Origin of the sequence: Desulfotignum balticum DSM 7044, assembly GCF_000421285.1 — a bacterium.
GTDB lineage: Bacteria > Desulfobacterota > Desulfobacteria > Desulfobacterales > Desulfobacteraceae > Desulfotignum > Desulfotignum balticum.
The window spans coordinates 2,306,508-2,331,467 of the sequence record NZ_ATWO01000001.1 but is presented as its reverse complement, the minus strand read 5'-3'; the positions used below and the strand labels follow the sequence as shown (position 1 = coordinate 2,331,467).

Annotated in this window: 22 protein-coding genes; 13 read left to right on the top strand and 9 right to left on the bottom strand. The window is 48.0% G+C overall.

The features are described 5' to 3' along the window. The first annotated feature begins 498 nt into the window (after window positions 1–498). Together dnaA and K365_RS0111695 are read left to right on the top strand one after the other, a co-directional pair. The gene (gene dnaA, locus K365_RS0111700) at window positions 499–1,881 is read left to right on the top strand and encodes a chromosomal replication initiator protein DnaA (protein ID WP_337833239.1); all 1,383 of its coding nucleotides are present in this window, start codon (window positions 499–501) and stop codon (window positions 1,879–1,881) included. After that, window positions 1,882–3,264 carry an FAD-binding oxidoreductase gene (locus K365_RS0111695; protein ID WP_024334704.1) on the top strand — a complete coding sequence of 461 codons (1,383 nt, stop codon included), beginning with the start codon at window positions 1,882–1,884 and terminating at the stop codon, window positions 3,262–3,264. Window positions 3,265–3,304: 40 nt separating this feature from the next. Here the strand turns inward: K365_RS0111695 and K365_RS0111690 are convergent, their stop codons facing one another. From K365_RS0111690 to rpsF, 7 genes are all read right to left on the bottom strand, one after another. After that, window positions 3,305–3,502, bottom strand: coding sequence for a hypothetical protein (locus K365_RS0111690; protein ID WP_024334703.1), 198 nt, complete (start codon window positions 3,500–3,502; stop codon window positions 3,305–3,307). A gap of 71 nt (window positions 3,503–3,573) precedes the next feature. Then, window positions 3,574–5,223 (bottom strand): GTPase HflX, encoded by a 1,650-nt coding sequence (hflX, locus tag K365_RS0111685; protein ID WP_024334702.1) that lies wholly within the window; start codon window positions 5,221–5,223, stop codon window positions 3,574–3,576. Continuing rightward, window positions 5,220–6,599 (bottom strand): replicative DNA helicase, encoded by a 1,380-nt coding sequence (gene dnaB / locus K365_RS0111680; RefSeq protein ID WP_024334701.1) that lies wholly within the window; start codon window positions 6,597–6,599, stop codon window positions 5,220–5,222. The genes hflX and dnaB overlap by 4 nt, the downstream gene beginning before the upstream one ends. Before the next feature lie 72 nt (window positions 6,600–6,671). Beyond that, the gene (gene rplI / locus K365_RS0111675; protein ID WP_024334700.1) at window positions 6,672–7,130 is read right to left on the bottom strand and encodes a 50S ribosomal protein L9; all 459 of its coding nucleotides are present in this window, start codon (window positions 7,128–7,130) and stop codon (window positions 6,672–6,674) included. Between the two features lie 54 nt (window positions 7,131–7,184). Continuing rightward, a complete protein-coding gene (locus K365_RS0111670) occupies window positions 7,185–8,117 on the bottom strand; it encodes a DUF2232 domain-containing protein (protein ID WP_024334699.1) in 933 nt (310 codons plus the stop codon). Between the two features lie 24 nt (window positions 8,118–8,141). Then, a complete protein-coding gene (rpsR, locus tag K365_RS0111665) occupies window positions 8,142–8,405 on the bottom strand; it encodes a 30S ribosomal protein S18 (protein ID WP_006965078.1) in 264 nt (87 codons plus the stop codon). Between the two features lie 24 nt (window positions 8,406–8,429). Further along, window positions 8,430–8,897 (bottom strand): 30S ribosomal protein S6, encoded by a 468-nt coding sequence (rpsF, locus tag K365_RS0111660; RefSeq protein ID WP_024334698.1) that lies wholly within the window; start codon window positions 8,895–8,897, stop codon window positions 8,430–8,432. 373 nt (window positions 8,898–9,270) lie between these two features. Here rpsF and K365_RS28720 point away from each other — a divergent pair, with 373 nt between their 5' ends. Genes K365_RS28720 through K365_RS0111635 form a run of 6 tightly spaced genes read left to right on the top strand, consistent with a single transcriptional unit; the run spans window position 9,271 to window position 15,307 of the window. Next, window positions 9,271–10,056 carry a hypothetical protein gene (locus K365_RS28720; protein WP_024334639.1) on the top strand — a complete coding sequence of 262 codons (786 nt, stop codon included), beginning with the start codon at window positions 9,271–9,273 and terminating at the stop codon, window positions 10,054–10,056. Further along, on the top strand, window positions 9,975–10,982 hold the full coding sequence (locus tag K365_RS27285) for an ISAzo13 family transposase (RefSeq protein WP_337833249.1): 1,008 nt from the start codon (window positions 9,975–9,977) through the stop codon (window positions 10,980–10,982). The genes K365_RS28720 and K365_RS27285 overlap by 82 nt, the downstream gene beginning before the upstream one ends. A 56-nt stretch (window positions 10,983–11,038) precedes the next feature. Continuing rightward, window positions 11,039–12,538 carry a transglutaminase-like domain-containing protein gene (locus tag K365_RS0111650; protein WP_156887715.1) on the top strand — a complete coding sequence of 500 codons (1,500 nt, stop codon included), beginning with the start codon at window positions 11,039–11,041 and terminating at the stop codon, window positions 12,536–12,538. Beyond that, the gene (locus K365_RS0111645) at window positions 12,535–13,269 is read left to right on the top strand and encodes an ABC transporter ATP-binding protein (RefSeq protein ID WP_024334695.1); all 735 of its coding nucleotides are present in this window, start codon (window positions 12,535–12,537) and stop codon (window positions 13,267–13,269) included. Before K365_RS0111650 ends, K365_RS0111645 begins: the two co-directional genes overlap by 4 nt. Further along, window positions 13,266–14,951 carry a putative ABC transporter permease subunit gene (locus K365_RS0111640; RefSeq protein ID WP_024334694.1) on the top strand — a complete coding sequence of 562 codons (1,686 nt, stop codon included), beginning with the start codon at window positions 13,266–13,268 and terminating at the stop codon, window positions 14,949–14,951. Before K365_RS0111645 ends, K365_RS0111640 begins: the two co-directional genes overlap by 4 nt. A 53-nt stretch (window positions 14,952–15,004) precedes the next feature. Further along, window positions 15,005–15,307, top strand: a complete 303-nt coding sequence (locus K365_RS0111635; RefSeq protein ID WP_024334693.1) for a transcriptional regulator — start codon at window positions 15,005–15,007, stop codon at window positions 15,305–15,307. Between the two features lie 78 nt (window positions 15,308–15,385). On the opposite strand, the gene K365_RS0111630 is transcribed toward K365_RS0111635, so the two are convergent. Next, a complete protein-coding gene (locus K365_RS0111630) occupies window positions 15,386–16,723 on the bottom strand; it encodes a Fic family protein (RefSeq protein WP_024334692.1) in 1,338 nt (445 codons plus the stop codon). A gap of 347 nt (window positions 16,724–17,070) precedes the next feature. Beyond that, the gene (locus K365_RS0111625; RefSeq protein ID WP_024334691.1) at window positions 17,071–17,328 is read right to left on the bottom strand and encodes a hypothetical protein; all 258 of its coding nucleotides are present in this window, start codon (window positions 17,326–17,328) and stop codon (window positions 17,071–17,073) included. 466 nt (window positions 17,329–17,794) lie between these two features. Here K365_RS0111625 and K365_RS0111615 point away from each other — a divergent pair, with 466 nt between their 5' ends. From K365_RS0111615 to lptE, 5 genes are all read left to right on the top strand, one after another. Further along, complete coding sequence (locus K365_RS0111615) at window positions 17,795–19,510, top strand: IS1634 family transposase (protein WP_024334690.1); 1,716 nt, start codon at window positions 17,795–17,797, stop codon at window positions 19,508–19,510. Window positions 19,511–19,875: 365 nt separating this feature from the next. Next, complete coding sequence (locus K365_RS0111610; RefSeq protein ID WP_024334689.1) at window positions 19,876–20,688, top strand: hypothetical protein; 813 nt, start codon at window positions 19,876–19,878, stop codon at window positions 20,686–20,688. A 247-nt stretch (window positions 20,689–20,935) separates the two neighbouring features. Then, window positions 20,936–21,157: a hypothetical protein gene (locus tag K365_RS0111605; protein WP_024334688.1), complete on the top strand. Its 222-nt coding sequence runs from the start codon at window positions 20,936–20,938 to the stop codon at window positions 21,155–21,157. 645 nt (window positions 21,158–21,802) lie between these two features. Next, window positions 21,803–24,412: a leucine--tRNA ligase gene (leuS, locus tag K365_RS0111595; RefSeq protein ID WP_024334687.1), complete on the top strand. Its 2,610-nt coding sequence runs from the start codon at window positions 21,803–21,805 to the stop codon at window positions 24,410–24,412. Between the two features lie 25 nt (window positions 24,413–24,437). Further along, on the top strand, window positions 24,438–24,932 hold the full coding sequence (gene lptE / locus K365_RS0111590; RefSeq protein ID WP_245569164.1) for an LPS assembly lipoprotein LptE: 495 nt from the start codon (window positions 24,438–24,440) through the stop codon (window positions 24,930–24,932). Window positions 24,933–24,960: the final 28 nt, after the last annotated feature.

Here is a 24,960-nt window from a genome sequence, read left to right as displayed (position 1 = left end):
TAATATATACTACCCCCGGGACCGATTGTAAATATGCCGGCCCATTTGCAAAGGGCAACAATTTAAATTGTGAAACCCTTGGTATATTAGCATTGAGGCAATAAATTGGATTTTGTTTAAATTATTAAGAAAATCAGAGTAATCTGAAGAAAATCAAAGAAAAAATTTTTATTTTTTTTATTTAAATTATCAATATCCGTTATTTTGTCTGAAAAAATAACCAGTTGTAAAAGTGACTGTAATGTTTAATAAATCAGTTGTTTCACAAAAAAATAGACTATAATTTCAAATAGTTGAATAAATATGCCAATGAAAATTCTAACATTGCCCTAACATGACTGATCCGGTTTGACCAAAATCTGATATTCGAATAGAAAAACACATGCTTTTTTTTACGCCATGAAATATTCAGTGAGAGTCGTAGATTTCAGTACCATCCTTGCCATTTATTGGTAAAGTCAAATTTGTAGCATGTTCAATAGAAACAGAAAGGTCTGAGTGAATAATACCATGGATAAATTCTGGGCACAGGTCAAATCTCAAATCAAGAAATCAATTCCGGATCACAGTTACAGGATGTGGGTAGACCCGCTTGAAGTCCTGACCTTTCAGGAGGATCGGCTGTGTCTGTCCACCCCGAATGAATTTTTTATCAAGCGGTTGAAGGACAATTATCTGGGGTTGTTTGAGCAGGAATTTCATAAACTGGGACAACCGGTCCGGATCGAGTTCAAAACAAAAACGCCCCCCAAAACACCCGGCCATGTGCCCGGGAACCAGGTGGGAAAAGGAAAATCAAAAAAAACCGATCTGGCTCAGGCCAGTCTGCCCGGGTTTGATCCACGGTTCAACGGCGGCCGGCTGCTTAAAAAAGGGTATACATTTGATGATTTCGTGGTCGGAGACAACTCCAGTTTTGCCTATTCCGCGTCTTTGTCTTTGGCCCAGGGGAACATGAACGGGGCGGGCATGCTGTATCTTCTGGGTAAAACCGGGTTAGGTAAAAGCCATTTGTCCCAGGCCGTGGGACACCATGTCATCACCCATCATACAGCGTTGCGGGTATATTATGTGACAGCGGAAGATTTTACCAATGAAATGATATATGCCCTGAGAAATAACACCATTGAATCATTCAAGGAAAAATACCGCAAAAAATGTGAAGTCCTGATTTTAGAAGATGTCCATTTTCTGGCCGGTAAAAAAGCCATTCAAAAAGAACTGGCCGTGACCCTGGACTATCTGCTGGATGCCAACCGGAAAATTATATTTTCAGGATGTGATCTGCCCGATGATATTCCCAAACTGGATGATCAGCTTAAATCCCGATTGACTATGGGGCTTGTGACGGAAATCAAAGCACCGGATTTTAAAACCCGGGTGAAAATTTTAAGAAAAAAATCAAAAAACCTCAATTGTCTGATCCCTGACTCGGTCACGGAATATATTGCCCAGGAATTATGCGATGATGTCAGACAGCTGGAAAGCGGTCTGTTCGGTGTGGCAGCCAAAGGACAGCTGCTGGGCCGGCACATTGATATTGAGCTGGCAAAAAGCGTGCTGGCCAATATCCGCAAGCATCAGAAACGCATCACCATCGACGGGATCAAGAAACTGGTGTGTAAGGAATATGATATCACGGAGCAGGATCTGATATCAAAATCCCGGAAAAAACACATTGTCAAACCCCGGCAGGTGGCAATTTTTCTGTCCAGAAAATATACGGATCAACCCATCAAAAAAATCGGTTCCAGTTTCAAGCGGTACCATGCCACAGCCATTTATTCAGTGAATGCCGTGGAAAAGGAACTTCAGCACAAAGGGGTGCTGTATGAACAGATCCGGTATCTGTCAAAAAAAATTGAATCAGGTAAATTTTAAATGAGCCTGGATGATGCGGTTTATCGACTCCTGAAAAAACGGGTGGGAGATGCGCAGATCACCCGGAATCCGGAAGACCGGGTCTGCTATTCCTATGATGCGGCCCCGGGGCAGTCCTTTATGCCCGATGCGGTCGTGTTTCCGGAATCGGAAGCCCAGGTGGCGGATATCATGCGCCTGGCCTGGGAAAAACGGATTCCCGTCATTCCCCGGGGCAGCGGTTCCGGCATGACCGGCGGGGCCGTGCCGGTCCAGGGAGGACTGGTCATGGCCATGACCCGCATGAACCGGATACTGGACATTGACACGGACAATTTTATCGCTTCTGTGGAACCGGGAGTGATTGTGGCGGATCTGCATACGGCTGTGGAAAACAAAGGGCTGTTTTATCCGCCGGATCCGGCCAGTTCTGCCGTGTGTACCATCGGCGGGAATGTGGGGGAATGTGCCGGCGGTCCCAGGGCCGTGAAATACGGGGTAACCCGGGATTATGTGCTCGGGCTTGGCGCCGTGATGCCCAACGGGGATATCATCCACACGGGGGTGTGCACGGCCAAGGGGGTGGCCGGGTATGACCTGACCCGGCTGATTGTGGGATCGGAAGGCACGCTGGCCATTGTCACCCGGATCACGCTGAGGTTGTTGCCGAAACCGGCATACGTGGCCACCATGGCGGTTTGTTTTGATGACATGGGAAAGGCGGCCCGAACCGTGTCAGGCATCATGCGCCGGGCCGTGATTCCCCGGTGTGTGGAATATCTGGATGAAGCCTCCCTTGCCCTGGTCAGAAATCAGCTGCAATCGGATCTGCCGGAACAGACAAGAGCCCTGCTGATTCTGGAACTGGACGGGGATGAAACACTGGTGAAATCCCAGACCGAACAGATCCGGGCTTTTTGTCTGCAATCCGGTGCTTTGGATATTCGCATGGCTTCGGACCCGGTTCAGGCAGCCGCCATATGGCAGGCCAGAAAAGCGTTGTCTCCCACGCTGTATCAAATTGCCAGCCAGAAACTGAACGAAGATATTGTGGTGCCCATATCAAAAATTCCCGACATGGTGTCGCATATCCAGACCCTTCAGCAGGAATCCGGCCTGACCATTGTCAGTTTCGGCCATGCCGGAGACGGCAATATCCATTGCAATATCATGTATGACAAAACCGATGCCGCCCAGGTGAAACAGGCCCATAACGCTGTGGACAAACTGTTTGCCGCAACCCTGGCCCTGGGGGGAACCATCACGGGTGAACATGGGGTGGGGCTGACCAAAAAAGGGTATCTGTCCTGGGAGATCGGAGAAAAAGAACAGGCCATCATGAAGCAGATCAAGGCGGTATTTGATCCCCGGCAGATTTTGAATCCGGGTAAAATTTTTTCCTGACCCGTCAAAAGAACAGAGCTGACGATCTGTTTAAAGCGGCTTAATGGGGTTTGGGCGCGTAATGGTTGTGAATCAGCAGTTTTTCAAACAAACCGACTTTGGGATGGATGCTTCGCATCAGGCAGCATTGAATTGAAACGGCGCAATGGTTCTGGCACATCTGATTGGTTTTACTGAATTCCCCAAAACACTCGGGCGTGTCCAGGGAATCGGCTTTTTCATGGTCAAAATCGGTCATTTTATCGGGTATCATCCTGTATGTTTATCTCTTTTGATTTTTGAAACGCCGTATATGTAAAGCATAAAACCTCATTGGTCAACCCTTAAATGGGATGCCGGCAGGGTGACCATGGATTCCAGTTTTTCGATCAGACCGGTCAGGCTCTGCTTCTGGCGGGCACAGATACAGACCCCTTCATTCAACAGCCAGGGGGTGTCAAATTCAGCCATGTCCACCCGGTCCATTTTATTGAAAACATACAAGACGGGAATGTCATCCAGATCCAGCTGTGTCAGAATTTTTTCCACGGATTCTTTTTGCTGCATATACCGGGGATTGCTGATATCGATTACATGAAGAATAATGTCGGCTTCAGCCAGTTCTTCCAATGTGGCATGGAACGCTTCCATCAATTCTTTGGGCAGATGCTGAATAAATCCCACCGTGTCCGTGACAATCACTTCTGTGTCCGCAGGAAACCGCAGACGTCTGGAAGACGGATCCAGGGTGGCAAAGAGACGATCGGCCGCAATGATGTCGCTCTGGGTCAGGGTATTGAGCAGCGTGGATTTGCCCGCATTGGTATATCCCACAATGGAAATCACGGGAATGTTTCTCTGCCGGCGCCTGGCTTTCTGCTGATGCCGCTGTTTCCGGATTTTGGTAATCTCTTTTTTCAGGCGTGTGATGCGATCCCTGACCCGCCGCCGGTTGATTTCCAGCTTGGTTTCACCGGGTCCCCGGCCTCCGATGCCGCCGGTCAGCCGGGACATGGCCGTATTTTTGGTGATGAGCCGGGGCAGCAGGTATTCCAGCTGGGCCAGCTCCACCTGAAGTTTTCCTTCCCTGGATTTGGCCTGTTTGGCAAAAATATCTAAAATCAACTGGGTCCGGTCAATCACCTTCATTTCCACAAAATCGGTTATGGACCGGATCTGGGACGGGGTGAGCTCACAGTCGAATATCAGCAGCGTGGCATGGTTCTGAATGGCCTGGATCACCAGAGCGGACAGTTTGCCTTTTCCCACCACAAATTTGGGATCAATGCGTTTTCTTTGCTGAACGGCCGTGCCGATAACCGTGATCTGGCTGGTTTTACACAACTCCTTGAGTTCATCCATGGACGCGTAAGCCGCATCTGCATCCTGGGTGACCGCATTGATCAGAAACGCATTTTCCAGACCGGATGCGGGTTTGTGCAACGCGTTTTTCCGGGACAGTTCCGTTTCCAGGGCCAGAATGCGGGTCAGGCAGTCATTGTTCAGATCAGACACCGTGGCAGGGGGCAGCACCTGATAAGGCTCTTTGGTTTCTTCCGGCAGCACATGGGCCGAATAAACCGGCCCGGCCCGGCCGTCCGAAGTCAGACACACGGCCGTGATAAAATCCAGGCGGAGCAAAGCCAGGTCCGTCAGGTCATCCCGGGTTAAAGGCTCGTCCTTTAAATGGGTATGTACGCACCGCAGCCCTTTGAGGCGCCCGGGAATCGCCATATGATCCGGGGTCACGGGTATGACGATACCGTGGGAGTCTCCGACAATGACACAGACGATTTTTCCGTTCCGGTCCACCAGCACGCCTGTCTGGCGACGGATTTCATGGCTGATCTCAACCAGTTCCACGGCAATGTCCGGGCTGATGATATATTCCGGGGAGGATTTCTGGGCGTACAGGTTTTCAATGCGTTTGAGCTGGGTATTGCGAAGGCCCGTCAGATTTCCGTAGACTTGTTTGTTCATTGAAATTCCTGATAACTGTCCGGTGCCAGTTCTTCAAACCGGGTATATTGTCCGTGAAAATGCATCAACGCCGTGCCAATGGCACCGTTTCTGTTTTTGGCCACAATGATTTCAGCCGTTCCTTTTTTGGGATTGTCCGGTTCTTTATTGTAGACTTCATCCCGGTAGATGAACGCAACAATGTCGGCATCCTGTTCCAGGGCCCCGGATTCCCTGAGATCCGACATCATGGGGCGTTTGTCGCTTCTTTGTTCCAGCATGCGGTTGAGCTGGGACAAGGCCATGACCGGAATGTTCAATTCCTTGGCCAGAGATTTAAGGCCCCGGGAGATTTCCGCGATTTCAAGATCCCGCCGCTCGGAATGAAACGGGGCTTTCATCAATTGAAGGTAGTCAATGACGACCAGCCCGAGTTCCCCGTGTTTTTGAAACAGTTTTCTGGCTTTGGCCCGCACATCCATGACCGAGATATTGGGGGTGTCATCGATGAAGATCGGTATTTCATTGAGCATGCTGGCGGCATCCGTGACATTCTGCCAGTCTTCCTGGCTGATGAACCCTGTGCGCAACCGGTTGGAATCAATCCGGGCCTCAGAGGTCAACAACCGCATGGAAAGCTGTTCATTGGACATTTCAAGGGAAAAGACGGCCACGGGTTTTTGTTCTTCCATGGCCACGTTTCTGGCGATGTTCAGGGCAAACGCGGTTTTCCCCATACTGGGACGGGCCGCCAGGATGATAAGATCTGATTTCTGAAGTCCGGATGTAATTTTGTTCAGCCGCATATACCCCGTGGAAAGACCGGACAGACCCCCATCTTTACCCTGCTGGTCCTCCAGATGGTCAATATTTAAATTGATCAGTTCGCCCAGGGGTCTGAACGCGCCCCCGGATTTTTTTTCCGATATCTGAAATATGGTGGATTCGGCAAAATCAATGGTCTCTGCCACATCCTCTTTGTCTTCCAGGCATCGCTGGATGATTTTTGATGCCGCATCGATCATGGTCCGTAACGAGGCTTTGCCCTGAATGATCCGGGCGTAGTGCACGGCATTGACCGCCACGGGTGCGGTATCGGATATGGCCGCCAGATAGGCGGCCCCGCCGATACTTTCCAGCTCGTCTTTTTTTTTCAGGGCATGGGCAACCGTGACCAGGTCTGCCGGTTCTTCCTGGGACGACAGATCCAGGATGACCCGGAATATTTTTTTATGGGCCCCTTTGTAAAAGTCTTCCGGTGTCAGGATGTCGGTAATATCATACAACACATCGTTGTTGATGAAAATGGCGCTTAACAGCGAGGCTTCCGCATCCAGATCATGGGGCGGGGTCCGGTCTAGCAACGGGTCGGTTTTTCTGGATCGGTTCTGGGGCACGTGGGTTCCAGCAGGTTGAATGCCTGTGCGGCCCAAAGAATCAATCCATCGGGCCGCACAGACAAAGGTTGTTTAATTGTCCTGTTTTTCTTCCGCTTCAACGATCACGGTGATTTCAGGTTCCACATCCTTGTAGAGCCGGATGGGTACTTTGTATTCACCGGTTTCCTTGATGGGTTCCGCCAGAAGAATGGCACGGCGTTCCACCCCGATATTCTGGCTGCCCAGTGATTCCTTGATGTCATGGGTGGTGATGGAGCCGTAAAGATAAATCTCTTCGCGGACCTTGGCTTTGAGCTTGCAAACCACGCCTTTGATTTTTTCAGCCATTTCCTCGGCCAGTTTCTTCTCTTTGGCAATCTGGAGTTCCAGCTTGGCCCGGGCCTGTTCCATGACCCGTCGGTTCTGGGGTGTGGCAAGCATGGCTTTTCCCTGGGGAAGCAGGTAATTGCGGCCGTATCCCGGAGCCACTTCGCACTCCGAGCCTGCAATCCCCAAGGTATCGATGGTTTCTTTCAATATGACTTTCATGTAAAACCTCCAAAAAGGGTCAGCCCGTTTTGCATGGGCTGAAGGGTTTTTTTATCATTTTTCCTGTATTTCCAGCTTTCTGAAATTGATCCAGTTGTCAAAAAATCCCAGACCGATGACCAGAATGAGAAAATAGATCTGCACGGCAATCAGGCCGTAACAGAAAACCTTCAGAAAGGTCGGGGATTCTTTTTTCTGGAAATAAAATGATATAACAGCGATTCCTTGAAAAAAATAAATCAGCATTAAAATGATCAGACAGTTGATGCCCACATACTTGACAGGTCCCACGGGCAGGGCCAGAATCACGCCGAAACCGATCACGGCCCAGACAAGTGGATCCGGTGCTTTGAACCGGTTCAACGCTTCCATGTTTTTCAACCGGATGCCGATCCGGGCCAGCAGTTTTTTGATGACCAGGATGTTGAGCCAAACCGTGGTCATGTACGACACAATGAACATCCCGGGCATGACAACCAGAAACGCGGCATTCAGGGCATCGATCTGGGCTTTTTCAATTCCCATATCCGTATATAATGCACCCGTCAGTTCCAGGTACTGGGAAATGTAAGCGTGAACCATCTCCCCGATCCCCCGGGACTGAAAAACCGTGTACACACCGAAGACAGCCACACACACGCCAAGAACACCCGACACGGTGAACAGCATGGTTTTTTCAATGCGGCACTGACGTTCAATGCATTCTCCCAGAAACAACCCGGTCATGAGCAACGCGCCGAAGTACAGGGTATCAAAGGCAAGGCCCCGGCTCATCACCAGGAGCACCAGAAAACTGACCCCGGCAATGATACTGCCGCTGTTTCTGCCCAGCTTTAAACGAAAATACAGCACGGGCAGGGGCAGCAGCAGCAGCGCAAACACCCCCAGCAAAGGAAACGTGTAGCTGACGGCAAAAATCAGGACACACAGGCAAATTCCCAGGATAATATCCTTGATGGCGGATGGATGCACGATAATAGGGGACATCTTGTATGATTCCGGCTGTCTGATCTATTGCGGGGGTCGGCCCACAAACGGAAGCAAAGCGATCTGGCGGGCCTGTTTGATGGCCAGCGACAATTTGCGCTGATGCTTGGCACAGGTGCCTGTGATGCGCCGGGGAATGATTTTTCCCCGTTCCGTAATGAACTGTTTTAATGTTTTGGCGTTTTTGTAATCAATTACCATGTCGTTGTCCACGCAGAAGCGGCATATTTTCCGGCGCTGGTAAAATCTGTTTTTGGCACCGCCTCTTTGGGCCTGGTCTTTATACATAATCAGTATCCTTTCTAACTAAATTCAATTCTGATCGTCTGTGACGGTTTCATCGGATTTTTTTGATGTTTCATCCGCATCCGAGTCATCGGTTTCTTTGTCTGTTTCGGCATCGGCTGTTTTTTCAGCATCCTGGGATGTGGCTGTTTCAGCTTTTGCCGCTTCAGCATCCTGAGCCTCTTTGGCCAAAGATTCCGCAGTCTCGTCTGTGGAAACAAGGATGGTCATGTATTTCATGACATCGTCACTGAGTCTCAGATTTCTTTCAAGTTCCTTGACCAGGTCCCCGGTGCCCCCATAGGTCAGGCAGATATAGTGGCCCCGGAATTTTCTGTTGATTTCATAGGCCAGTTTTTTGCTGCCCCAGTCATCAACATACAACACAATACCATTTTCTTTGGCAATGATATTTCTGACTTTATCAAGCAGGTCCGTGCGTGATTGATCCTGAAGATCAGGGTCAGAAATAATGACGGTTTCGTACTTCCTCATTTCATCTCCTTGCGGATATAAAGCCCCGGCATGATTCCGGAGCAAGGGATTAAATAAACCAACACCTGCCGTTCAGGTGTTTAATAAAACCATTCTATATACCATCGGCACCGGCCAGGGTCAAGGTGAAAATGGACTGGCAGCAAGATTTCAGTTGACAAAAGGGGAGGGGTTGTCTTAGGGCTGGCTCAAAATTAATATAACATATTTTGGATTAATTCTATCAACTATTTTGAAAGGGTTATTATCACACATATGTTTTTATGTCTCTAATTTAAAGGCATTTACGACGAAATATTTTATTGACAGCCTATGTGTATATTTGGTATAGTTCGCCTAATTATTACTATAATCGGGGGAACTATATCATTCCATGGCCTCAGAAAGCAGTGATTTAAAAGCAGTAGAAAACTATTTAAAATTTCATAAAATTAGTACGTTAGATCAAATAAAAAAAGAGTTGTTCACCAACAGCACCATGACTGTTTTCAGAAAGCTTAAATCGTTGGGTTATCTTTCCAGCTACTCTCATCGAGGAAAATATTATACACTCGAATCTATTGCTAATTTTGATGAAAGCGGATTATGGTCTTTCAATTCTATTTGGTTCTCCAAATATGGTAATTTGATAGAAACGACCGCAGAATTTGTTAATCTATCCAAGGCTGGATTCTCCGCTCAGGAGCTTTCCCGGATTTTAAATGTCGAAGTGAAGCATCCCCTGTTGGAGCTTTTCCGACAAAAACGGCTTTATCGAAAAAAAATATCAACGGTGTTTATATATTTTTCACAGGACCCATCTAAACAGCGGCAGCAGATCACACTCCGGAAAAGTGGTGAACCGCTTGTCGATTTTGATAGAACGTATGAGATTGAAGTTTTTCGGGATGAACTAAAGGCCGCTATTATTCTTTTTTACAGCCTGTTGGACGAAAAACAGCGCCGTCTTTATGCTGGTCTTGAATCATTCAAAATTGGTCATGGCGGTGATAAGAAGATGGCTGATTTTTTTGGATTAGATCCCCATACTATTGCAAAGGGCCGCCGCGAAATTTTGGGAGGAACAATCAAGACAAAATCTGTTCGGGAAAAAGGTGGCGGCAGAAAACCAGTGGAAAAAAAATTCCAAAAATCATCTCCAAAATCCAAAAAATCTTGAAATATGAAACTGCGGGACATCCTATCACGGGACTCAAATGGACCCGGAAGACGACGGAAAAGATAGCTGAACAATTGAAATCCATTGGTATTGATGTCAGTTCAAATACTGTTTGCCGGCTTCTCAAAGGCATGGGATTTTCCCTTCGGGTAAATGCAAAACAATTGGCATCTGGCGCAGCCAATCCAGACCCTGAAAAAAGAAATCGACAATTTGAATATATTGGCAATTTGAGGGAACAGTTTGCATCACAGGGTTTGCCCACAATCAGCGTAGACACCAAAAAAAAAGAATTGATAGGAAATTTCAAAAATCATGGAAAACTCTGGCAACAGACCCCCATAGCGGTTTATGATCATGATTTTCCAACCCATGCTGTGGGAAAGGCTGTTCCATATGGGATTTATGATACCCAGAGAAATTCGGGCACTGTCTTTGTTGGTCATAGCGCTGATACACCATCTTTTGCTGTTGAATGTATTCAAAAATGGTGGAGAAAATACGGAAAAAAACAATATCCTGAAAAAACAAAACTGTTGATAGTAGCTGATTCAGGTGGTAGCAATGGTTATCGATCCAGGGTTTGGAAATACCAAATACAAAAGCAACTCTGTGATGAACATGGGTTATCAGTCCAGATTTGTCATTATCCGCCGGGGACATCAAAATGGAACCCTATAGAGCACCGCCTGTTCAGTGAAATCAGTAAAAACTGGGCCGGTCACCCTTTGAAGTCTTTTGAAACGGTTTTGAAATACATACGAACAACAAAAACGTCAACAGGATTAACAGTTAAAGCTCATTTCGTCAAAAAAAAATATAAAACAGGGGAAAAAGTTTCTGACAAGCAAATGAAAGAAATCAAGATTGAGAAACACCATCAACTGACTGATTGGAACTACAAATTGACACCATCAAAAATGTGATTTTATTTTTGAGGCGGCCCTTAATCATCGAAGAAGACCAAACCGGGAGGAAAAACATGGCGCTTTACCGGCAGAAATGGTTTTGTTTTGCAACGGTTCTGGGAATCGTTGTTTTTTCCGGGTTGCTCTGGTTCCGCTTTTACAGCCAGTCCGTGCACCCCGGCCGGGGCCTGCCCAGTGGTAGAGTGCCCGAAGTTATGCCAGGAGAAACCTGGAAAGCCATTTTCATTAAAGATGAAAAAGCCGGTTATGCCGTGTCCCGGGTGAACCGGACCGGCACGGGATATACGGTGGAAGACACGGCAGCACTCCGGTTCAATGCCATGGGGATGATTCAGACCGTCGATATGGCGACCCGCTCTGAACTCAATTTTGATTTCAGCCTGGATGCGTTTGATTTTTCCATCCGGTCCGGGCTGTTTGATTTCAAGGCTTCCGGCGTGGTTAAAGGGTCTGTTTTAAGGGTTTTCACTGTCGGGACGGGCTTTGATGAACACCCGTATGACATCCGCATCAAAACCCGGCCCTATACAGCGGCCGGGATTCTTCTGGATCTGTGGGCAAACCCCCCGGAAACCGGCACCCGCCTGTCCTATTCCCTGTTTGACCCGGCGGCTTTGCAGTTTGTCCCGGCATTCGTCCGTGTCAGAGGTCTTGAAACCGTTCAGGTGTTGGGTGCCCCGGTCCAGGCCCGGGCCGTGGATCTGTCGGTCGGCAACCTGACCCAGACGGTCTGGATGAATCCTGAAGGCCGGGTGGTGCTGGAAACCGGCATGCTGGGCATGCGGCTGGAAGCCGGTACCCGAGAACAGGCCATGGCAGGGATCACCCAGTCGCCGCGCCATGACCTGACCCGCCTGGCCGCGGTCATACCTGACAAACCCATTGAAAACCAGGCCGCTTTGACCGGGCTGGTCATCGGTCTGTCCGGCATTGATCTGTCTGCCTATAATTTTGAGACCCACCGGCAGACCCTTGACGGCAGCCGGCTGACCATTACCAAAGAGCCGCTGGCACGTGATTTTGCTTACCCGGCCCTGCAGGACCCGCAGGCACCTCAGACCCGGCCGGAACCGGCCCGCTTTCTGTCCCCCGGGCCGTTCATCCAGTCCGACCATCCCAAAATCATCCACCTGGCCCGATCCATTGTCCAGGATACATCTGATGATCTTAAGAAGGTCAGAAAACTGGTCACCTGGGTGTTTGAACAGATTGACAAACAGCCGGCCCCGTCCATTCCGGATGCATTGTCCACCCTGGCGGTCAAAAAAGGGGACTGCAACGAACATGCCGTTCTGCTGGCGGCCCTGGGCCGGGCCGCCGGGATCCCCACCCGGATCGAAACCGGTCTGACCTACCTGGACGGCCGGTTTATGTACCATGCCTGGAATGCTTTTTTCATCGGGCACTGGGTCACGGGCGATGCCGTATTCAACCAGGTGCCGGCCGATGTCACCCATGTGGGAATTATGACATCGGAAAACGAAACAGGAGCCGCCCTTGCCGGCATGATCGGCAACATACAGATCACCATTGTGGAAACCAGACAACCATGATATCCATTCAAAACATCACCAAACAATATCAGGGGGTCACGGCCGTCAAGGACCTGACCCTGTCCATTCCCGCAGGGTGCTTGTTCGGGTTTATCGGTCCCAACGGGGCCGGAAAAACCACTACCATCCGGATATTGGCCGGCATACTGGTGCCGGACACAGGCACGGTCAGGATTGCGGGCATCGATCTGAACACCCGTCCGGAAGCAGCCAAACAGAAAATCGGATTCATTCCGGACCGGCCTTATTTATATGAAAAACTCACGGGCAATGAATTTTTAAAATTCTGCGCTGATATCTACCGGGTGGGGCCCGAAAATTTTATTGCGGCCCGGGACCGGTATCTGTCGCTGTTTGCCATGCAGGAGTATGCCGATCATTTGATCGAATCCTATTCCCACGGCATGAAACAGCGCCTGGTCATGGCATCGGCCCTGATTCATGATCCTGAGATCATCATTGTGGATGAACCCATGGTGGGCCTGGATCCGGCCGCCATCCGGCTGGTGAAAAAACTGTTCCGGGATCTGGCTGATAAGGGAAAAACCGTGTTCATGTCCACCCATACCCTGGAAATCGCCGAAAGCATCTGTGATCAGGTGGCCATTATCCACAAAGGCAGGATCCTGACCCAGGGAACCGTTGCCGAGCTCCAGGCCCGGGCCGGTGACTCCCATGACCGGCTGGAAGATCTGTTTTTGGATCTGACCGGATCAGGAGAAGTCCCGTGAATGCGGTGATCCTGCTGTTGACCCCGGGACTGCGGGGCATGAAAAATCAGCTGTGTCACAAATCCGCATCCCGCATCCCCTGGAAGCTGTTTTTTCTGGCGCTGCTGGGCCTGTGTTTCTGGGCCGGCACGTTCTGGATCTCCTGGCGGGTCCTGATGTATTTTTCCGGTATTGATGAGATCGGAACACTGCTGTCTTATAAAATGCTGTCCATGATCATTACCGTGGCGTTTTCCTTGCTGTTCATCAGTGCCGTTATCACCTCAGTGTCACGGTTTTATCTGTCCAAAGACCTGATCTGTGTGCACGCCATGCCCGTGGCAGCCTGGCAGGTGCTGTTGTCCCGGTGGACGGCCGCTTACGTGGACGGCTCCTGGATGGTGCTGCTGTATCTCATCCCCGTGCTGCTGTCTTATGTGCTGGTTTTTGACAGGGGCGGTCTGACGTTGGTGTTGATGGGCATGGCCGTCATATCCCTGTCGGTGACGGCATCGGTTCTGGGAGGCATTTTTGTCATTATTCTGGTCCGGGTGATCCCGGCCGGCCGGCTGAGAAGCGTTCTGGTGGTTTCCGGCGTTCTGGTGTTCTGCCTGCTGTATCTGGCTGCCCGCATGATCCGGCCCGAACAGCTGGTGGACCCGGAAGCCTTCAACACCGTGCTGTTGTACTTGGCTTCATTGGAAACCCCGGCATATCCCTGGTTTCCCGGCACCTGGTGCTTTGACAGCATCCAGAACCTGCTGGAAAAAAACACAGGCCCGGCCCTGATCGATATGGCCCTGTCCTGGAGCTTTTCTCTGGTGGCTTTGCTGGTCATGCTTCTGGCGGCTGACCTGTATTATAAAAAAGGGTTGTCAAAAAGCCTGGGCAAAAAGCAAAAGACGGTGAAAGGACCGGACAATGCCCGCCTGATGCAAAAAAAGCAGCCCTCTTTGACCCTGGCCCTGGCCTTTCGGGAGATCCGGTCCTTCATGCGGGACCAGACCCAGTGGAGCCAGATTTTTCTGGTCCTGGCCCTGATCATCATCTATATATACAATTTTACCCTGCTGCCCCTGGACCGATCTCCCATCAAAGCATTTTATCTTCAAAATCTGCTCAGTTTTCTGAACATGGGGCTGGCCCTGTTTGTGCTGACGGCCGTGGCCGGCCGGTTTGCCTATCCCGCCGTCAGCATGGAGTCCGAAGCGTTCTGGATTATCCGGTCTTCGCCCGTGTCCCTGTCACGGTTTTTGTGGATCAAATTTCTGGTTTATCTGGTCCCGTTGTTCATCATGGCCCAGGTGCTGATCATCACCACCAATATCCTGCTTCACGTCACGGTCTTCATGATGATCCTTTCCATTGTCACCACGGCCCTGGTGGTGCCGCCCGTGACCGCGCTTGCCATCGGCATCGGCAGCATATTTGCAGATTTCAATCTGGAGAGCCCGTTGAAAAGTGTTACCAGTTTCGGCGGCATGGTCTATATGACTGCCTGTGCCGCGCTGGTGGCCGCGGTCATTCTGCTGGAAGCAGGTCCCGTCTACACCATTTTCATGGCCGGTATCAAAAACCGGCCCCTGGCCGGATATGAAATGGCATGGAGTGCGGTCAGTTTTGTGCTGGTTCCCCTGATCTGCACAGCCTGTGTCATTATTCCCATGCGGCTGGGGGCCAGGCACCTGCAACAGCGGCAGTAGTCAGGAAAAAACTGGACACGGATTTCCGGTTTTTATACAGTAAGGGTAATATTATGAAATCTGACAAGCAACTGACAATCAGAGAACAGATCATCCGCTGCCTGGAAGCGGAGCCCATGACCGCAAGAGATCTTTCAAAGGCCCTGCGGATCAGAGAAAAAGAAGCATACTCACACCTGCCATCCATTGAAAAAAGTATCCGCCACCAGAAAAAACAAATTAAAATAACACCATGCTACTGCCTGGGCTGCGGATTTGAATTTAAGGACAGAAAAAGTTTCAAGAAACCCGGAAAGTGTCCGGAGTGCAAGAAATCAAGAATCGAGCCGCCTGTATTTCAAATCACGGGGTTTTAAATGTGAACTGAATGTTGTGGCATCCGGCCTGCTGAAGGTGCTTTTGTGAAGGGGTATGCTGATCCACACATGCACTGGTTAACTTTTTTTAATCCGCTCTTCGAGATCTGAAGGTGAAATAAAAATAAAAGTTCGCCCCTCTTTCAGCTTGCTTAAAAGATTTAATTTGTCCGACATGTATAATAAATCCTTTCTGGCAGTTTCATAGGAAATTCCATGTGAGTTGCGATGTTCGTTGATATTATAAATAAATCTTGGATTTTTCAGAGCATGACGAAGAATGGCTAACTGCCTGAAATTTAGCTTCCCTCCAAGGTGTTTGGCATTCCGTAATGTTTTTTGCGCCTCTTCAATATCCTTCGTCTTTTTTTCCAGATAAGCATGGAGGTCTTGAATGGCATTTCTAATAACTTCAAGTTGATGAATTATAAAATAGGTGGCATCGTTATCGTCAGTTTCCGTGTACAGGAATGCCCTGCCATACTGAACGGGTGCTGATTTAATAATTCGAGATATGGAAATAAATTCTGATAACCAATATCCTTGGCTTATCATTGACCAGTAAAATAATGCCCTTGCCGTTCTACCATTACCATCAACAAAGGGGTGGTCATAGGCCAACATGAAGTGAAGTATTATGGCCCTGATGACAGGGTGAATAAAACCCGCATCTGACTTGTGATTGGCGAATTTACATAAAAATTCCAACCGTTTTTTTAATTCCGCGGCATTCGGTGGCGAATGTAAAATGGTATAACCAGTGTGATCAGATACATACACTTTATCATTTTCTGACCTGAAGACACCTGCTTTTTCTGGATCATCTAATGTCTTCTCCGTTAATATCCGGTGAAGTTCAAAAAGGAAGGAAGGTGTTAATTCATCCTCTTTAAACTCCCTTATAAACTGCATCGCATGAAAATTATTCAAAATCATCTGTTCGCTTTTATCTTTTGGGCCCCTTCCCTGCCTGATCATTTCTTTTGCAACGTGCCTTGTCGTGGAGGCACCTTCTAATTGACTGGAATTTATCGCTTCTTCGACAAGAGATTTGATTAAATATGTATTTTGCATACCCTGATTTGCAATGGGTTGATTGGCGGTAACAGTTCCGGCTGCATTCATATCAAGCCAGTGCAAATCACGATTGACGGCATCAGGAGTACAGAATTTAAAAGGCTGATTAGATTTATCGTATAATGGAAGTGTCGTGAATAGATTTTGTCTTTTAAATCTAATGAGGGCCCACCATTCTTCGCTGGTTAATTCATCTGGTGGCGTTAAATGTCTAAGTTTGTCCCAATGAAGATATCGGCCCTTTTCATCTGTTATCCTTGCATTGAAAGCCCTGGCAAAAAGCTCATTTTTTTCTGTAATGGTTTTTATAAAATCAGGTGGACTGACTGGGATTTTCATGGTCAATAGTATCCCGTTAAATATTTAATTTCCGATGAGTTGTATTAGACACTGTAACAATAGATATCAATATTGTAAATACTAATTATTAAATATTAGTATTTACAGAACAAATCAATCTTTAATCTGATTAAAAATCCAATATTTTATATATGTTAAATATATTTTTGATGTTTGCATATTAGTATTAATCGACAATATAATTTTTTATAATTCCATCGAAATACCACAATATTAATTTTCTTCGGTAAGATAATATTCAACAAGACGCAATCAGATCGTTAACAACAAAAATGCACACGGGCAAGCCGGTGATTTTGGTGATCATCTATCATTATAGTCCGGTGTTATCGGATCAGTTTCAACAGGGTGCCTGAACCATTGTGCCCGACCAGTGGCGGTTCCTCCCCGAAATGCGGGAAAAAACCGGCCATCACCGCTTTTTTCCCGGTACTGCAAACCCCTTTTTCATCTCTGGTCCGGTCAACCCGGCAACGGCGGGGGCACAGAGTGCAGGAGGACAGCGGATCCACGGCCTGTTGAATGGCCTGTTTCAGCCGCCCCGTCTGCCTGGCCCTGATATACCCGGGGATGTATGATTGCATGGCCATGCTCCTTTTAGTCTATGCATCAAAGAAAACAGCATCCGGGCAGGGTAAGACCGGACCTGATACCGATTTCAGGGACCCTTCCTTCGGCCGGGGAAATGATTATCCCCGTTTCTTATTGCTGTTGAACCCCTGTTGACGTTTACATACCACACCCGGGCCTTTAAAAAAAACAGATATATGGCTTGGTTATCAGATATATCGACACCCAACAATTTTTTCATTGGGCAGATCATAGCGCCGGCATAGAGGGCCGCTCGCAGATATCAAATATGATTGTTGAGGTTTTGATTTGTTCATGATAGGGCATTAATGGTTGTATCCTGAAAATCGGATAAAGCGCACACCTTAAATAAAGAACACAACACCAAACGCTCTAATTGTTTGAAAAGTCATGCTTTTTTCTTGCTCTTTTAACGTGTTTGTATTATATACATACGCACACTTTAAAGGGGGTTTATGCATGGCTAAACCAATAACAGGAAAAACTCACGTCGGTGAGCGGCGTGAAAAGCGTCCGAATGGGGATATTTACGTCTATGAACGGGTTACAGCCTACGACGAAAAAACCAGAAAGACCTATACGGTCAGTCAGAAACTCAAAGGGAAAATCAAGGCTGGAACACAAAAAATTTTGCCGACTCGTCCGAAAAAACATAAAGGCGAAGGAGGCCTTGTCGATGCAACACGTCGGCATACCGGCCTCACGGACATACTGGAATGGGTTGGCAAGGTTTCCGGCATTGATAATGATGTATGTGCTTCATTCAGCGAGGGTGATGCGGCAAAGATACTTTCTATCGCGCGCTACTGGATTGGTTCCGGTGGCAACACGCTGCCACGTCTTGAGAGTTGGCAGGTGATGCACCCCCTTCCATATCGCGAAGCGATCACTGAGGACGTCTATGGTAGCCTGTTTAAGGATATTGGTCGCAATGAGGAAGGCGTTCAGCGCTATTTTTCAGCTCGGGCGGCACACCTGGGGAAGTCTCCTATGCTGGCGTTTGACTCTACCACTATTTCGACCTATTCTGAAAATCAGTCGGAGGCACGACAGGGATTCAACAAGGATGGCGACGGACTCAACACCATCAAGCTTTTGACCTTATATTCCGTCAAGGCTGGCGAACCGATAGCCTTCTCTAAGCAACCCGGTAATATTCCGGATGTGATCTCCATTGAAAACACTTTGACACAACTCAAGTGTCTCAATCTGGAAAAACCTCTGATCGTCACCGATAACGGCTACTACAGCCAGAAAAACATGATGGAATTCGCTTTGCGCAATGTGAAATTTCTGACGCTGGTTGATCCGAATATTATATGGGTCCGCGAGACAATTGATACGCTCCGTGCAACAATAGCGGGTATGGCCAGCACTTGTCCTTTCGACCCGTCAATCTGCGGAGCAACTTCGCTCAGAATGCACCAGTTCAGCCGGACACGCCAGCGATCACGCAACAGGAAAGTTGCAGGTGAGAAAGAAACGTTCTCGCGCCGCCTGTATGTGCATGTTTACTATTCTCCGGACAACGAAGCCAAGAAAGAACTCGCCTTCCGTAAGGATCTGCTTGAACTGAAGGCGCAAATACAAGGAGGAGAAACCGAGTTCACGCCATCTGCGCAAAAGAAAATAGACAAGTACCTGACCTGTTCCAAAAAGGGGCGTGGGGGGCAGCTTAAGGTGGGCTTCAATGATAAAGCCATTACCGAAGCAAAGAGGTACTTCGGTTATTTCGCTCTGGTCAGCAATCAGACTATGGACACATTTACAGCACTTGAAAACTATCGGTTGCGAGAAAAAATTGAAGAACTCTTTGCCGTGCAAAAAGGGAGACTCGACGGTGCGCGACCGCGCACATGGTACCCGGACAATCTGCGCGGAAGACAATTCACACAATTTATCTCGCTGGGCTATCATTGTTTCCTGATGAAAAAAATAAAGGAAGTACAGGCCAAGTTCGGGAAAAATGAATCCGGAAAAACCAAATCACTTATCAAGCTCGAAAAAAAATTGGGAAACTGGCTTGCACAACGCTCTCTCGCTCAGATCTTGGATTGGTTCGATTGCATTGAAACCACAAAGGTACAGACTGCCATGGGCAGCTATCGATGGTCCACCGAATCAGTAGCCAGAGACAGACTGTTCTTGAAGTACTTGGGAATGGATACCGAATAGTGTACGCTTTAGCCGATTTTCAGGGTTGTATGTGACCCGAATCAAAGATTGCAAGATGGGTGAGACATGACAACTGGAAAAAATGCAGATCTGATTTTGTTTGTTCTGTTTTAAAAATGAAAAGAGATCAGCTGTAAAGATGATATACATTTCTGCCCTTTTTTCATTTTAGCATGATATACAGTTAGGTAACCTTATTGTGAAGGGTGTGCTGATCTACTCATGAACTTGTTATGTGTCTTTGAAAACGAATCAATTTTATTCAATCAGTTAAATTTTTAAGTTGACTGTACAGTTAAAATAATCTACTGTGAAGTTTATACAGTTGAGGATATTTTAACAATTATTTATGGGGGTGAATAATTATGAATAAAATTGAAGTCGACAATGATGTATACAGAAAATTAGGTGAAATTGCGATACCTTTCAAAGAAACAACTCCAAATATGGTCATACGCCGCTTACTAGAATTACCTGAAGATCGGAATACAACTAGTGAGTTAACTGTAAAAACTTATCAGTCTCACAAGGAAAACCTATTTTCATCTTTATCTGAAAATCAATCACTTCCTTTACAATCAAGTTCTATTGAAAATCACATCGAAGAACTAAGAACGAAATCAATAGAAACACACCCAGCATTTCTCACGTTTTTAATGGATAAATATAATAATACAAAAGGCAATTACAAAACGTCAGATATTGTTAATTTCATGGAAAAAATAAACCTTAAACTGCCAAATGGGACATTTCGAAACCCTTGGATGAAAGCACCATATGGTGGTCAAAAGAATGGTTTAATAAGTTGCCAGCGAACCATTGAACATTTTAAGCAAACCAGAAAATTTGGATGCTGGGGTGGAAAAGACATTAAAGAAAACTGTGATTCCTTTAATACATGCGATTATCACCCAGATAGTAAAGTGGAAATGAAAAATAAATGTGATTTACGGAATGGTGTAATTTGGAAAAGAGAATCACCAGACTCATTATTTAGTTATGGTCATAATTATATGAAAGTTATTAAAAAAGAACTTTTAAAAAACCGGGCTATTCCATTAAAACCATTTTTGAAAATAGTTTATCCTGGCTGTGCTTATGATACAAAGCTTATTGAACAATTTAAAAAAGAATTTCATTTTAGCAACGACGAACTTGAAATTTTAATAACGATATAGATCTGCACACAACCTTGCAGTCCAGGGGACAGCAAGGGCCGAGCCACTGCTGTAAACAGTGCGATAGCAAAGTTTTTAACATTTACAAAGGTCAGTGGAAGCCCTTACTGCTCCTGACTGTAGCGTTAAAAATTGTGCTCGCCAACAATAATTATCCCTGCATGCGTTTTCAAAATGCAGGTGAAAATGTCAGGCATGTCAGATTGTTGATTTTCAGCAAATCCCTTTACCCGTGCGGGTTAAGGGCATGTATCATTTGATGATTGTCGGAAATGCAAATTTTTGCATTTCCGACAATCCTGTTTTTTTCAACCATATGATCCAGCTGGAAACGTCCGGTATCTATGTGTTTCCAGCAGAAATCAGCCGGGTTCATTATTTTTTATTGACCGACAAAATGACCATGGCATGGGCGGATGAAAAAAATATCGGTGGGGTAACCGGCCATGGATCTTTTCGAAATCTCTGAAATTCCTTGACTGGCAAAGGGTTGGGCGTATTTATTCTTAGAGCTGTTTTTGAAAATATCAGAAATGCAAAATTTTGCATTTCTGATACTTTTGGTTTGCCGGGAAGTTGAAAGGGCTGCAAATCGGGGACATACGATCCGTCTGAACTTCTGACAGCACTGATTATTTTCCCTGACCGCATTCAACAGTAATTATCCTTTATTGGTGGCAGCCATGATATCTGGAAATTTGACATTATGGGCCAATCAGGATATCTAAATAGGTCGATGTGAGTTCAAAACCCAAACCATTAATGAGGATTTAATATTGTTCAAGCCAAATTATTCATTTGAAAAGCGCCAGAAAGAAATGGCAAAGAAAAAGAAAAAAGAGGAAAAAAGACAACGCAAACTGGAGAAAAAAAACAATTCTGATCCGGATAACGAGAACACCTCTCCTTCCAAAGAGTAACCTGTTTGCCGAAACCGGGTGCAACCGTGTTTCTTATCATCTGAATTTCCTGTAATCTGGAAGCCCATGTGTCTACGTTCATTTATTTAATCCCGGGTTTTCTATCCCTTGCTATTTGACCAGGGTTGTGGCATCTATTGGGTTTTAATATGTAAACAGATGTTTTAAGATGCGTGGGAAAGGAAAAAAGAAACATGGAGGAACGGTACAACCCTGCGGATGTGGAACCCAAATGGCAGGCTTTCTGGAAAGACCGGGGACTTTTCAAGGTCACGGAAGATCCTTCGAAGGAAAAATACTACCTGCTGGAGATGTTTCCCTATCCGTCCGGGAAAATTCATATCGGTCATGTGCGCAACTATACCATCGGCGATGTGGTGGTGCGGTACAAGAGAATGCAGGGATACAACGTGCTTCACCCCATGGGATGGGATGCATTCGGCATGCCTGCGGAAAACGCGGCCATTGACAATAACACCCATCCGGCGGCCTGGACCTATGACAACATCCGGGCCATGCGGGCCCAGCTCAAAAAAATGGGATTTTCCTATGACTGGGACCGGGAGATCGCCACCTGCCGGCCGGAATATTATAAATGGGAACAGTGGCTGTTTTTAAAGATGCTGGAAAACGGCATGGCATACCGCAAGGAATCCTTTGTCAACTGGTGTGAAAAATGCCAGACCGTTCTGGCCAATGAACAGGTGGAACAGAACAAATGCTGGCGGTGTTCCCAGCCCGTTCACCAGAAAAAACTGTGGCAGTGGTTTTTTAAAATCACGGATTTTGCCGAAGATCTTCTGGTACACTGCGATCTGTTGCCGGGATGGCCGGACAAGGTCACGGTGATGCAGAAAAACTGGATCGGCAAAAGCGTCGGCTCTGAACTCAAGTTTCAGGTCGCGGACATGGACGAAGAAATCGAGGTGTTTACCACCCGGCCGGACACGATTTTCGGGGCCACGTTCATGTGCCTGGCACCGGAACACCCCCTGGTGGAAACCCTGTGTCAGGAAACGGATCAGGCCGCAGCTGTGGCGGATTTTGTGGAAAAAGTGGCGGCCCAGGAACGGTCTCTGGAAGGCCTGGAAAAATATGAAAAAGAAGGGGTGTTCACGGGGCGGTTTTGCATCAATCCGGCCACGGGCGAAAAAATCCCCATCTATACGGCCAATTTCGTGCTCATGGGATACGGCACGGGGGCCATCATGTCCGTGCCCTGCGGAGACCAGCGGGACTTTGACTTTGCCAGAAAATACAATCTTGAGATCCGGGTGGTGGTGCAGCCTGACGGCGAGACCCTGGACCCGGACACCATGGAAGCCGCATATGCCGGCCCCGGGGTGATGGTCAATTCCGGCCGATTCAACGGCATGGACAATGACACGGCCATGGAAGCGATCACGGACTGGCTGGCAGCGCAGGGCCGGGGGAAAAAAGCGGTTTCATTCCGGCTGCGGGACTGGGGCATCTCCCGGCAGCGTTACTGGGGCGCGCCCATCCCCGTGATCCACTGTCCGGACTGCGGGGTGGTGCCCGTTCCGGAAACGGATCTGCCCATTACCCTGCCTGAAGATGCCAACCTGCTGGCAAAAGGCGGCTCTCCTCTGCCCACCCTGGATTATTTCAAGCAGACCCGTTGTCCGGCATGCGGCAGAGAAGATGCCCGGCGGGACACGGATACCATGGACACGTTTGTGGAATCGTCCTGGTATTATCTGCGGTATTGTTCTCCCCGGTATGAAAGCGGCATGTTTGATCCGGATGCCGTCAAATACTGGGCCCCCGTGGACCAGTACATCGGCGGGGTGGAGCATGCCGTGCTGCATCTTTTGTATTCCAGATATTTTATGCGGGTTTTGCATCACTTCGGCATGGTGGACTTTAAGGAACCGTTCACCCGGCTGCTCACCCAGGGCATGGTGTGCAAGGAGACCATGACCTGTCCCGAGCATGGGTACCTGTTTCCGGAACAGGCCCGGAAAAAAGGGGATGATGCCTTTGTCTGCACCCGTTGCGGCAAGGATGTGGAAGTCGGCCGGGTCATCAAGATGTCCAAGTCCAAGAAAAACGTGGTGGACCCCAATGACCTGCTGGAAAAATACGGGGCAGACGTCACCCGGCTGTTCTGTTTGTTTGCGGCCCCGCCGGAACGGGACCTGGAATGGAGTGAAGACGGGGTGGATGGCAGCCACCGGTTTATCAACCGGGTGTGGCGCCTGGTCCTGGAATGCATGGAAAAAATCGACACCCAACAGGTGGCCCCGTTCAGCGGACCGGCCGGGGATCTGAAAAACCCGGCGGCCAAAGCCTTGTACATCAAAACCCACCAGACCATTCAAAAGGTCACGGCGGATATCGATGAAAGCTTTCATTTCAACACGGCCATCGCTGCGGTCATGGAACTGGTGAACGCTTTGTACACCATTGATCTGGATACATCAGACCCGGAAACAAACGCCGTGGTGCTGGCTGCCATCAACAACATGGTGCTGCTGCTCAGCCCGTTTGTGCCGCATTTCTGTGAAGAGCTGTTTGAAAAAATGGGACATAAAGGCAGTGTGCTGGCGCAATCCTGGCCGAAATTTCGCAAAGACAGCCTGGAAACGGACGAGGCCCTGGTGGTGGTTCAGGTCAACGGTAAACTGCGCGCCAAATTCAGCGTGGCCGCGGACACCAGTGAGGCGGTCATCAAGGAAACGGCCCTGGCGGATGAAAATGTGGTCAGACATATTCAGGATCAGCCCGTTAAAAAAATCATTCTGGTCAACAAAAAACAAATTCTTGTAAACATTGTGGTGTGATATGACCTGTTCCATGAAATCATTGATGCTTTTTTTCGCAGGCGGGCTGCTTGTGCTGTCCGCCTGCGGGTATCGCCTGGAGGGAGGGGGTCCCGTTCATCCCGGGGTGACCCGGGTGGGTGTGGAAGTGTTTACCAATCGAACGGCCCAGACCCGGGCCGGCATTGATTTTACCAATGAATTGATCCGTGAAATTCAGGACCGGACCGATACTACCGTGGTGGACCCGGCAAATGCCGCTTATCTGATCAAAGGAGAAATAACCGCCATCACGTTTGCGACCCTGTCCCGGTCTTCCACGGAAACAGTGACGGAAAGGCGGGTCAGAGCCGTGGTGGATGTGGCGTTGCTGTCACCTGATAAAAAAGTGATCTGGTCCGTGAATAATTTTTCCGCGTTAGAGTCTTTCACGGTGGGTTCGGACAATATCGATGATGAGTCCAATATCAGAGATGCTCTGGAAATCATTGCGGAACGAATGGCGGAACGGCTTGTCAGCCAGATGTCAGCCAACTTTTGAACGAGAGAAAAACGGTTGAAAACAAGAC